Genomic DNA, 10,769 nt, shown 5'->3' with positions numbered 1-10,769 from the left:
AATGAGTGGCAGGTGAGGGATTCGAACCCCCGAAGGCTATGCCGGCTGATTTACAGTCAGATCCCTTTGGCCGCTTGGGTAACCTGCCAAGTGCGCACCCGCCCAGCTTGTACAGTCGACCGGAGGCGCGACTAGCAATATTACAGCGAGTGACGGGCTCTCAGAAATCGTGCCCCTCCCAACCCTCGCCCTCAGCCAGCGCGTCCACAACTGAGGCGAATTGGGGGTTTCGATCTGAGGTTCGCGTGCGAGGATGACAGCGACATCGATCCTCGGGAGGATTCATGACCACGCCGTCGCCTGACGCCCCAGCGCCGCACGTTCCGTCGCCGCCGCCAGCTGCCGAAACCCCCGACCAATCCTTCGCTGCGCGGTCGCCCTATGCCCGGGCGGCGATCTGGGTCGCAGTCGGCGCGCTCGTCGCAGCGGCCCTCATCTGCGTCGTCTGGGTGCTTGTCGGCCCGCAGGCCGGTTCCATCTTCCGCGCATTCGTAACCGTGCTGCTGTTCGCCGGTTTCGCCGGTATCGCGATCATGGAAGCTCGGCTCGCGCCGCGCCGTCCGGCGTGGTTCGCCATCGCCAGCATCGCGACCTGGGTCGTCGCACTGCTTGCGGGAATCATCCTGATCTGGATGCCCGAGCCGTGGTCGTTCTACGAATGGGGTTTCGTCGGCCCCGAACGGTTCCTCCGCTTCCTCCTCGTGGTCCTCGTGCTTCAGCTCGCTCTGCTCCACGCGCGGTTCTTCCTGCGGGCTGCGTTGCGTCAGATCACGCCCGTGAACCGCATCCTTGCTCCCGTCACGGTCGGGCTGGTCGCGGTGCTTGCACTGCTGCTGCTGACGCCCCTGGTCTTCAGCGACTGGATCTACTTCACGGAGTTCTACTGGCGCGTGGTCGTGGCGGTCGTGATTCTCGCCGCGGTCGGCACGGCACTGGTGCCCCTGCTCAATCTGCTCTTCGCTCCCCGGCCGATGGGCGGGGTGCCGGCTGCTTCGGTGGCGCCCGCGCCCGCTGCGCCAGCGCGCACTCAACAAGAGTTGCTTCCGTGGCCGATGTACATCGACGGCGTCACGCCCCTGCCGATGCTGCCCGATGGTTCGCCCGACTGGAACGCCTACTACACGGGGCGCCCTACGCCCGGCGCTCAGATCTTCGCGCCGGTCTCACCGACCCCCGCGCCGAGCGCTGCTGCGCCGACTCCCGAAGCCGAACCATCCGCGTCGACGGCCGCTGACGCTGCCCCCGAATCTTCGGTGCCGGTCGATTCGGACACGAGTTCCGACGCTGTGGCGGAGTCGGCCGCGGATGGACCCGCCGACGACTCTGCGGACCCGCCGCGGCAATCGTGATCGGGCGCTAGCGTGAAGAGGTGAACCACCCCGACCCGCGAGAACTTGAAAGCATCGCTGTAGGCCTCGCTCGCGAAGCGGGAGATCTGGCGCGACAGCGACGTAGCGAGGGCGTCTCGATCGCGGCCACCAAGTCCGCCCTCGCCGACATCGTCACGGAAGCCGACCGCGAGGTCGAAGCGCTGATCCGCTCGCGGCTGCGAGCGCTTCGACCGGCTGACGGTTTTCTCGGTGAGGAGTCTGAAGCCGACCCGGGATCCAGCGGCGTCACGTGGGTCGTCGACCCGATCGACGGCACCGTCAATTACGCGTACGGCATCCCGTTCTACGCCGTGAGCATCGCAGCAGTGCAAGGCAGCGCTGCCCCGGAGTCGTGGACGGCTCTCGCCGCGGCCGTGTACGTGCCGTCGCTGGATGAGATGTTCCACGCGGCCCGGGGCGCGGGGGCGTGGTTGGATGAGCGGCGGCTCCATGTCGAGGCTGATGCTTCCGACGCCGGCGCGTTGCTGGCGACGGGTTTCGGGTACGACCCCGCCACCCACGCGGGCGATCTGGGCCGCGTTGCCCGCGTGATGCCGATCGCTCGCGATATTCGCCGCATGGGTGCGGCATCCATCGATCTCTGCTCGGTAGCGGCCGGCCGGGTCGACGGATACTTCGAGCGGGGGCTCAAGCCTTGGGACCACGCCGCGGCGGCCCTGATCGTGACCGAAGCTGGCGGACGCTTCGAGCTTTTTCCGGCGGACGACACCGGTCGCGTTCTGGTGATCGCCGCGATTCCCGGGATCTTCGAGCGCCTGTCTACACTCGCGCAACCCTGACAACGGATCTGCGGATACCACTGTGGAATCCGCAGAATGGGCGCCGCCCATGGCTTTCTCAGGTGGGAGCAGGTAGCGTTTACCGTATCGTTACCTTCTTTGCGCACCGGTGAAATCCGCGCGGAGCAGGGTGAGAACCATTCGAAACACCCGCGTCGTACCCGAACGACCGAGAGCGAGATCCGTGACCCCCGATATTCCTGCGCCTGACGCAGCGCCAACGCGCCGCTCCAGTCGCACAACCCCCACGCCTGTGCAGGCGTCGGAGGCATCGGGCTCTTCTCGCGCAGACCTGCGCCGCGGACGCCGAGTCGATCCACAAGCCACAGCCGCGGGCCCCGACACGTCGACCGGTTCGCTCGCTCCGAGGCCGGCAGGACTGCGGTCGAGGCCGCACAACGTTCCGCTGACGGATGCCGAAGCTGACGCCCTTTCGGGTGCCGGACTCGATTCTCCCCGCCCGACTGAGCAGGCGACCGCCGCTGCGGAGGTCACTGTGCCGGCCGCGCCGCTGACACGTCGCGCGCGCCGTGCTAGCGCCGTCCCCAGCTCTCCGGTTTCCGAGCCGGTCGAATCTGACGCGGTGATCGGATTCGTCTCGGTCGGCGACGTTCCCGAGGAAGCTGCAGCAGCGCCCGCTTCTGTCGATGCTGACACCGCCATTTCTGGCAACGATGGCGCGACGGTAGCGGAAGTGTCCGACCAGGCCGCTGCGGAGCAGCCCTCGTTCGCCGATGAGTCGGCTGCGCCGGCGGCCGGCGGCAACGGTGACCTCTTCGACGAAGTCGTGCGCACGTTCGGCGCTACGGGGGAGACACCTACGCTTGCGCGGGAGACGTCAGCGGCAGCGGATTCGTCGCCCGCAGATGAGTCCGAGGCCGTTGAGCCCGATCATGTGGCTCGCCGTCGTCCCCGCCTCGGATCCGTGCGCAAGCTCGCAACCACATCGTTCTCGGTCGGCGTCATGGGCATCGTCGGACTGCTCGCCGTCGGCATGACCACGCCTGTTGAGGCTGTCGCAGCTGCCGGCGGCGGCGAAGGCCCCACAGCCTCTATCGTCGCGCTGGCCGACGTCGAACCGACCGCGACGCCCGAAGAGGACATTCAGGCGTACGTTGCGCCAGCCGAAGCATCCACCACTGCTCTCAGCCGTGAGGAAGGCTATTCGGCTGTGTCCATGGCTGAGCTCGCGGTCGAGGCTGGCGTGCGAGAGATCGCGTCGACGTACGTAAACAACGCCGCGGCTGCCGTGCAGTACCCCTTCACGGTCGGAGTTCCGATCAGCTCTCCGTACGGCATGCGGTGGGGCCGGATGCACGAGGGAGTCGACTTCGCGCCCGGTGGGCAGGGCGCTGAGATCCACGCTGTCGCCGACGGTATCGTCCGTATCGCTACCGAGGCCGGAGGTGCCTACGGCGTCCGCGTCGTCATCGACAGCATCGTGGACGGCGAGCTTATTTCCACGAACTATGCGCACATGCAGTACGGCTCGCTCCGCGTTCAGCCGGGTCAGGTCATCAAGCTCGGCGACGTCGTCGGAGCCGTGGGTACCACGGGTCGCTCGACGGGTCCGCACCTGCACTTCGAAGTTCTACTGAACGGCAAGACCCCGACAGAGCCGATGGCCTGGCTGGCGGCCCACAACGTGGCATCGACGGTCGTGACCGTGCCCGATGCCCCCGCTGTCGTCAACCAGTAATCACCACAGGAGCGGATTCTCTCCGACGACAGCGCTCTGATATTCTCTTCTAGTTGCCCGCGCGCCGGGCTTCGCCCCGATAGCTCAGTGGCAGAGCACTTCCATGGTAAGGAAGGGGTCGTCAGTTCAATCCTGACTCGGGGCTCGCAGCATCCATCTCGTGACCGACGGATGCCGTGCGGCAGGGTAGCTCAGTTGGTGAGAGCGCACGACTCATAATCGTGAGGTCGCGGGTTCGAGCCCCGCTCCTGCTACGACGAAAGAGGCCCCTTGTGGGCCTCTTTCGTCGTTCGAGGTTGAGGTGTTCCGCCGAGTCAGCGGCCCTGGGGGGTGCGGCGCTCGGCGCTGACCATCCAGGCGAACTGTTCCATCTGACCGAGAACCTCGTGCAGGATGTCGGCGCTCGTGGGGTCTTCGTCGTCGACCTCGTCGTGCACCTCGCGGCAGGTCGCTACGACGGCCTCGAGACGCTCGGTGATCAGGTCGACAACCTCGTTCGTGTCGACCTCGCCGTGGGGGAACTCGGGAAGCGAAGTGGTTTCGGCGATCGTGTCGCTGCGCCCGTCGGGTAGAGCGTGAAGTGCACGCATACGTTCGGCGACGACATCCGAGAGGCTACGAGCCGCGTCGATGATCTCGTCGAGCTGCAGGTGGGTGTCGCGGAAGTTGCGGCCCACGACGTTCCAGTGCGCTTGCTTGCCCTGGAGCGACAGCTCGAGAAGGTCGACGAGCACTCGCTGCAGGTTCTCGCTCAGCTGCTTCGACGCCTGGAAGCCGCTCTCGGCGTTCTGCTCGTCGGTGAGTTTGGCTCCAGCGCCACCCTTCGCTGCCTTTCGCGCATTGCGCGGCGCTCCGGATGCCGAGGTCTTCGTCTTGGTCGCGGTGTCGGACTGCGTTGCCATCTGTGTTCCTTTCGACGTTCCGTCGAACGGGACTGTAACCAACCTCGGTCGCGGCCGCCCGCCCCTTGTCAGCCGCGCCGTCGGGTGCTAGCCGGTGAGCGATTGCGGCGGAAATGTGGAGCTGCGGCGCATTTATGCGCAGCGGATGCACGAATCTGCCGCATCCGTGGGGTTGGGATCGCGCCAGCTGCACGAATCTGCCGCACTCGCGGGATTGCCCGGAGCGCGGGTGCGGAACCGGCAACGGCACCCTAGACTGCGCTCGTGACCGCATCCGTTTCGCCGGCATCGCCGCCCGCACCGACTGCCCGCCGCATCCCCATTCTCGGAATCATCGCGTTCGTCGTCGCCTTCATCGCCCTTGCGCCTTCGCTTGCGATCTTGCTCATCGGGTTCCTCCCCGAGATGGCGACGATCTGGTGGCTGCTAATCGTGACAATGCCTTTCTCGATCATCGTGGGGGCGATCGCCCTCGTCCTTGCCGTCATCGCGCTGATTCTGGACATCCGCGCACGTCGTGTGCTCGCGTGGTCGATCGTGTCGCTGGTCCTCTCCCTGATTACGGTTCTGGTGCCGCTGTGGCTGATCACCGGTGGCTTCAGCACTGGAGACTATGTCGCGAGCTTCTGAGCCCGAGGTCCGCGCGCATAGAGTGAAGGCGAGCCCGGAACGACGAGGAACGAGAGCGGATGTCGGCGATTGCCCCCGGCTGGTATGACGACGGCCACGGCGCCTTGCGGTGGTGGGACGGTCAGCAATGGACCGAGCATGTGCAGCCGCACCCACAGGGGATGCCCGACCCGTGGCAGCGTCCCCGCACGACGCCCGCACCGGAGACGTCCTCGCAGTCACCAGAAGCGACCGGCGACACCGCTGCGTCCGATGGTGTTCCCGTGGCGCAGGATGCCCCGTCGGGAATCTTCGTTGCAGCCACCGCCCCCCAGCGCAGCCGAACCTGGATCATCTGGGTGATCGTCGGTGTTGCGATGCTCGTTGCGGTAGTTCTCGCCGCGGTTCTCATCCCGCTCGCAATCCTCGGATTCGGTCGAGTGAGCGCACCGGCGGCCGTCGAACCGACGAACGACGATGAACGCGGCGCCGTCGAGGCCGTCTACCAGTTCGATGAGGCCTGGCAAACCGCGGACTGCGACCTCTTCCTCGGCGTCACGACCGAGCGCCTGCGCGAAATCGTGCAGATCAAGGATTGCGCGACGTTCGCCGGTCAGTCCGAGGCCTTCACCGAGTGGTACTCGGACTACGAGATCGTTGTGACCGGCATCCGTGGCCCGGGCTACGAGTACACCGTCGCAACGCAAGAAAGCTATGTCGCTCACTTCGACCAAGACGGAAACCCGATCGAACCGGGCGTGCAGCAGGTCGTCGAGTACGAATACACGCTGGTTCCGGATGACGATGGTTGGGCGGTCTACGACCTCGTGAGCGTGGAGTAGGGCTCTCCACGCCGCGTCGGAGTGTCTGTCTCGGACGAGTAGGCTGGCACGGCCGGCGTTCCGGCGCCGACGAGAGCGAGCACATGACCACGACACCCCAGCCGCGCACCGCGCGTTTCTACATCGTCGCGATTCTGGTGGGTCTGGCTGCTGGCCTGCTGTCGGGTCTGTTCGGTGTGGGCGGGGGCACCGTGATCGTGCCGGCTCTCGTGTTCTTCCTCGGCTTCAACCAGCGCCTCGCCGCGGGTACATCACTGGCAGCAATCGTCCCGACCGCGACAGTGGGCGTGATCTCCTACGCGACGACTGGCTCCGTGGCGTGGGTCGCGGCGATCATCCTCGCCGCCGGGGCGATCATCGGTGCTCAGATCGGCACGTGGCTGCTGCACCGACTTCCTCTTCCGGTGCTGCGCTGGGGCTTCGTCGGGTTCTTGGTCCTCGTGATCATCAGCCTCTACCTGGTCATTCCGTCGCGGGATGCTGGGATCGAATACACGATTCTGTCGGTCGTCGGCCTGATCGTGCTGGGCCTGATCACCGGCATCCTGGCGGGGCTTCTCGGCGTCGGCGGGGGCATCGTGGTGGTTCCGGTTCTCATGATCCTGTTCGGTGCGAGCGACCTCGAAGCCAAGGGCACGTCGCTGCTCATGATGATCCCCACGGCGCTATCGGGCACCGTCGGAAACCTTCGGCGCAAGAACGTCGATCTCCCGGCAGCCATTGCCATCGGCATCGCGGCGTGCACGACAACGGCTCTCGGCGCCTGGATCGCGACGCTGGTCGACCCGTTCGTCGGCAACGTGCTGTTCTCGATCTTCATCGCCTTCATAGCCGTGCAGATGGCGCTTCGGGCGATTCGTGCTCAGCGCTCCGGTTCCTGAGGGCCGGTGCCGCGCGTCACCAGCCGGTGCTGAGAACCCGATCGAGCGAATCGACGAAGTAGTCAACCGACTCCAGTGACACGCACAGCGGCGGCTTGATCTTCAGCACGTTCTGGTAGTCACCGGTGGGCTGCATGATCACCCCGAGCGTCAGCAGCCTGTCGCAGATTGCCGCGGTCTCTTCGGTCGCCGGCTCCAGGGTGACGCGGTCGCGCACGAACTCGACGCCGAGGTACAGGCCGGCGCCATGCACCGCTCCCACGAGGGGATGGTTCTCAGCCAGCGCTTCCAGACGCCGCTTCAGATGAGTTCCGACGACGCGCGCGTTGTGTTGCAGACCCTCCTGATCGATGACATCCAGAACAGCCAGACCGATCGCCGCCGACACCGGCGAGCCGCCCGTTGAGGAGAAGAAGTACCCCTGAGTGCGGTACCGATCGGCGATCTCGCGACGGGTGATGACGGCGCCGATGGGGTGGCCAGCGCCGATCGACTTGGCGACCGCAACGATGTCGGGCACGACCCCCTGCTGCTCGAATCCCCAGAACCATTCGCCGAGCCGGCCGAAGCCCACCTGCACCTCGTCGGCGATGGCCACGCCACCGTGGCGGCGAATCGCTTCATAGACCTGTGCGAGATACCCCGGCGGTAGCGCGACGCCGCCGGCGTTGCCGAAGAAGCTCTCGCAGATAAGCCCGGCTGGAGCGCGCCCGGATGCTGCGAGCCGGTCGATCTCCGCCACGGCCTCGGGGGCGTACCGCTGCGCGTCCGCGCCGCGGTACGTGCCGCGGTAAGAGTTTGCGGCAGCGACGGTGTGCACCCACTCCGGGCGCGTCGCCAGCGCGTTCGGGTTGTCGGCGATCGAGGTCGACACGGCATCGCTCGCGAAGGTCCACCCGTGGTAGGCCTCACGCATCGCGACGATGTCAGTGCGGCCTGTGGATGCCATCGCCAGTCGAAGAGCAAGATCTGCTGCCTCTGAACCGGAGTTGACGAAGAACACCGTGTCGAGCTCATCGGGCAGGGTCTCGACGATGCGCTCGGCGTACTCGGTGATCACGCCGTAGTGGAAGCGCGAGTTCGTGTTGAGCAGGTTCAGCTGTCGGGTCGCGGCATCCGCGACGTGGGGATGCGCATGGCCCACCGAGGCGACGTTGTTGACCATGTCGAGGTAGACCCGACCGTCGACGTCGATCAGATACTCCCGCCATCCGCGCTCGATCCGCGGCGGCGCGTCGTAGTAGTGCTCCTGAACCGCCGCCAGGACTCCGCGGCGACGCGCGAGAGTGTCGTCGCCGCGCGCAACCGGTGGAGCCAGCCCGAGCGCGTCGGAGACCTCGCCCGTGACGTCCCGCCAGGCTGCGGCGAGGCGCGCCGTGACCCGGGGAGGTGGCGGCTCGTCGCCCGCCGCGTGGCGCTGCACGAACAGGCGTGTGCGCGCGGGAAGCACAGCATCCGTGCCGTCGGGAATCCCGGTGATCGTGACAACCTCGTCGCCGCATCGCCACGTGACGGTCCCGGCGTCGCGTGTCCATTCGCCATCGTCTCGACCGAGCGTGGGCGGCTCGGCGAGCCAGAGCGTCGTGCCGGTGGGGATGGTCGCCGGCTCAGCAGGGGTTCGCGGCGGCGCTCCGCTCAGCACCGGATGCCACGCTGGCACGACGACCGCACCTGCACCGGCATCCAGGGTGCTCAGCGCCGCCCGGTCGAGCTCCTCCGGATCGAGCCACGCGCCCCGATCGTTGAGGGGTGAGACCGTGCCGGCATCGAGCACGACAACCTCGGCCGGGAGAGTGAAGAGGGGCGCACCCTCCCACGTCCGGGTCGGCGCGGCGCGGCCGGGTTCCAGCGCGCTGCGGATCGCGGCAGTCATGACGGATGCCGGCACCGACGTCGCGACATCGAAGATGCGGCGCTCGCGATCAAGCGCATCAGCGGCGTACTCGTTGGCGTCGTCGAGGCGAACCTGCGCGCGTCCGCTCAGCACGAGAGTCGCCCCGCGTAGGACGACCAGGGGCCACAGCGCCGTGATCTCCTCGTCGGTGAGGTGGCGCCGCGCGTGGAAGGCGCGGATCGCGGGGATGACTGATGTCGGATCGGCACCGTCGTGGTGCAGCACGGAGGATGCCGTCACGGCTATCTCCGCGACCCGCCACGAGCGCATCACGTCCCCGAAGTCGATCACGGCATCGGGGAGGAGTTCGCCGTAGCCGCGCAGGACGTTGTCGTCCGTGATGTCGAAGTGCCCCGCCTGCATCGGGAGGTGGGGCACGATCGGGTCGAGCGCAGCAACGGCCCCGCAAACTGCCCGTTCTATCGCGGCGCGAACCTCGGCGTCCGGTTCATCAGGCAGCAGGGCGTCGATGACTCTGCGTGCATGGCGCAGATCCCATTGGAGGATGCGTCCGCTCGCGGGATGCTCGAAGCTCTCCAGCGCTGCGCTCACCCGGCCCGCAAGGTCTCCGAGTCGTTCGATGACCGCGGGGGGAAGGTAGCGCGACCCGGTCAGGGTGTGGCCGGCGATGTTCTCGAGCACTCGAGCGTGAATTCGCCCCTGTGAGCTGTCCCACCAGGCCCACAGTGCGCCCCGGGGGCCCGAGAGCACGCGAGGCACCCGCAGCGTGGGATCGGCCACCGCGACAGCATCCGTTGCCGCATCCTGCATCCGGATCTCGGTCTCGCTGAAGACCGGGTTGCTGAGCTTGAGCACACCGAACGGTGCGTCGGAGCCTCGCGGGAAGAGGCGGAAGTTCTGGTCCTGCTGGCTTCCGAGGGGGTTCGCTACGACGTCGATGCCGAAGACGAGCTCGCACAGCTTCTCGACCTCGTCGGTGCTGAGCGTCGGAGTCGGCAGTTCGACGTGGTCGAAGTAGTTGAACAGTTCGGGCATGGCGTCTCCTTGGCGGCCCCATGATGGTGGAGTGGATTCTCTCACTCCCGACGACGTTCTGCCCCCCGCGCGAATCGTGCTGCCGTGGCGTCCGGCGCCGTCGCGCATTGACGCGTTTGAGCGCGTGGCTGCGTGGTACCGCGAGAACCTCCCGGAGATCCCGTTGACCACCGTCGACACCGGCGACGTCCCGTTCGTCCTGGCCGCGTGCCGCAATCAGGCGATGGCGGATGCAGCGCCGGACGAGGTCGTCGTGATCGGTGATGCCGACACCATTCCCGAAGTGGGTCCGGTGCGAGAGGCGATCGCAGCGGCAGCGACGAGCGGCGTGGTGCACCTTCCCTACACGGAGTACCGCTGGCTCGGAGCGACGGGCTCCGCCGACTACGCGCGCGGGGTGCCGCTGCCGGAGTGCACCGTCGAGCAGTTCGTTTCGGGTGCCTGCTCGGGCGTGTACATTGCGACACCCCGCACCTGGGCGCGGCACGGGGGCCAGGATGCCGGGTTCCGCGGGTGGGGGTTCGAGGATGCAGCGTGGAACCTTGCCCATCAGACGCTGCTCGGCGAGCCGCCGCGCCGCCACGAAGGTCGCGTCTACGCGCTTCACCACGTCGGCGAAGTCCGTGCCGGCGCCGGCTACGACGCCAACGCCGCGCGGATGCAGCAATACCGGGATGCCGCGGGCGACCGCGCCGCCATGGCAGCGCTCGTCGGCCTCTCGGATTAGGCGCGCGTTCGCGGCATCACCTGCGTTGGGCAGCGACGCATCGGGCCTC

General features: G+C 67.2%; 9 protein-coding genes and 3 tRNA genes. 9 read left to right on the top strand and 3 right to left on the bottom strand.

The features are described from left to right. Positions 1-6: 6 nt before the first annotated feature. Positions 7-88, bottom strand: a tRNA-Tyr gene (locus B4F19_RS03270). Between the two features lie 196 nt (positions 89-284). Between B4F19_RS03270 and B4F19_RS03265 the strand changes: the two genes are divergently transcribed. The 5 genes from B4F19_RS03265 (at position 285) to B4F19_RS03245 (ending at position 4,123) form a co-directional block, all read left to right on the top strand. Continuing rightward, the gene (locus B4F19_RS03265; protein WP_292732792.1) at positions 285-1,349 is read left to right on the top strand and encodes a hypothetical protein; all 1,065 of its coding nucleotides are present in this window, start codon (positions 285-287) and stop codon (positions 1,347-1,349) included. 20 nt (positions 1,350-1,369) lie between these two features. After that, a complete protein-coding gene (locus tag B4F19_RS03260) occupies positions 1,370-2,170 on the top strand; it encodes an inositol monophosphatase family protein (protein WP_228177911.1) in 801 nt (266 codons plus the stop codon). Positions 2,171-2,753: 583 nt separating this feature from the next. Next, positions 2,754-3,869, top strand: a complete 1,116-nt coding sequence (locus B4F19_RS03255; protein WP_228177912.1) for a M23 family metallopeptidase — start codon at positions 2,754-2,756, stop codon at positions 3,867-3,869. A 73-nt stretch (positions 3,870-3,942) separates the two neighbouring features. Beyond that, a tRNA-Thr gene (locus B4F19_RS03250) sits at positions 3,943-4,014 on the top strand. A 35-nt stretch (positions 4,015-4,049) separates the two neighbouring features. Then, positions 4,050-4,123: transfer RNA gene (locus B4F19_RS03245), tRNA-Met, on the top strand. Between the two features lie 60 nt (positions 4,124-4,183). On the opposite strand, the gene B4F19_RS03240 is transcribed toward B4F19_RS03245, so the two are convergent. Further along, complete coding sequence (locus B4F19_RS03240) at positions 4,184-4,771, bottom strand: Dps family protein (protein ID WP_292732789.1); 588 nt, start codon at positions 4,769-4,771, stop codon at positions 4,184-4,186. 264 nt (positions 4,772-5,035) lie between these two features. Between B4F19_RS03240 and B4F19_RS03235 the strand changes: the two genes are divergently transcribed. The 3 genes from B4F19_RS03235 (at position 5,036) to B4F19_RS03225 (ending at position 7,103) form a co-directional block, all read left to right on the top strand. Then, positions 5,036-5,401 carry a hypothetical protein gene (locus B4F19_RS03235; RefSeq protein ID WP_228177914.1) on the top strand — a complete coding sequence of 122 codons (366 nt, stop codon included), beginning with the start codon at positions 5,036-5,038 and terminating at the stop codon, positions 5,399-5,401. A gap of 59 nt (positions 5,402-5,460) precedes the next feature. After that, positions 5,461-6,222 (top strand): DUF2510 domain-containing protein, encoded by a 762-nt coding sequence (locus tag B4F19_RS03230; protein WP_292726818.1) that lies wholly within the window; start codon positions 5,461-5,463, stop codon positions 6,220-6,222. A gap of 83 nt (positions 6,223-6,305) precedes the next feature. Beyond that, positions 6,306-7,103: a sulfite exporter TauE/SafE family protein gene (locus tag B4F19_RS03225; protein WP_228177916.1), complete on the top strand. Its 798-nt coding sequence runs from the start codon at positions 6,306-6,308 to the stop codon at positions 7,101-7,103. A gap of 16 nt (positions 7,104-7,119) precedes the next feature. On the opposite strand, the gene B4F19_RS03220 is transcribed toward B4F19_RS03225, so the two are convergent. Continuing rightward, complete coding sequence (locus B4F19_RS03220; protein WP_292732787.1) at positions 7,120-9,993, bottom strand: aminotransferase; 2,874 nt, start codon at positions 9,991-9,993, stop codon at positions 7,120-7,122. Between the two features lie 31 nt (positions 9,994-10,024). Between B4F19_RS03220 and B4F19_RS03215 the strand changes: the two genes are divergently transcribed. Beyond that, a complete protein-coding gene (locus tag B4F19_RS03215; RefSeq protein ID WP_292726816.1) occupies positions 10,025-10,720 on the top strand; it encodes a hypothetical protein in 696 nt (231 codons plus the stop codon). Positions 10,721-10,769 lie beyond the last annotated feature (49 nt).

Origin of the sequence: Microbacterium sp. UBA1097 (assembly GCF_002313585.1) — a bacterium.
Lineage (GTDB): Bacteria > Actinomycetota > Actinomycetes > Actinomycetales > Microbacteriaceae > Microbacterium.
The sequence above is the reverse complement of the archived record's forward strand: the minus strand, read 5'-3'. Positions and strand labels throughout refer to the sequence as shown.

Excerpts from the sequence above, each read along its gene's own strand:
- B4F19_RS03265 (WP_292732792.1), top strand. The coding sequence starts at position 285 with ATGACCACGCCGTCGCCTGACGCCCCAGCGCCGCACGTTCCGTCGCCG.
- B4F19_RS03240 (WP_292732789.1), bottom strand. The coding sequence starts at position 4,771 with ATGGCAACGCAGTCCGACACCGCGACCAAGACGAAGACCTCGGCATCC.
- B4F19_RS03230 (WP_292726818.1), top strand. The coding sequence starts at position 5,461 with ATGTCGGCGATTGCCCCCGGCTGGTATGACGACGGCCACGGCGCCTTG.
- B4F19_RS03225 (WP_228177916.1), top strand. The coding sequence starts at position 6,306 with ATGACCACGACACCCCAGCCGCGCACCGCGCGTTTCTACATCGTCGCG.
- B4F19_RS03220 (WP_292732787.1), bottom strand. The coding sequence starts at position 9,993 with ATGCCCGAACTGTTCAACTACTTCGACCACGTCGAACTGCCGACTCCG.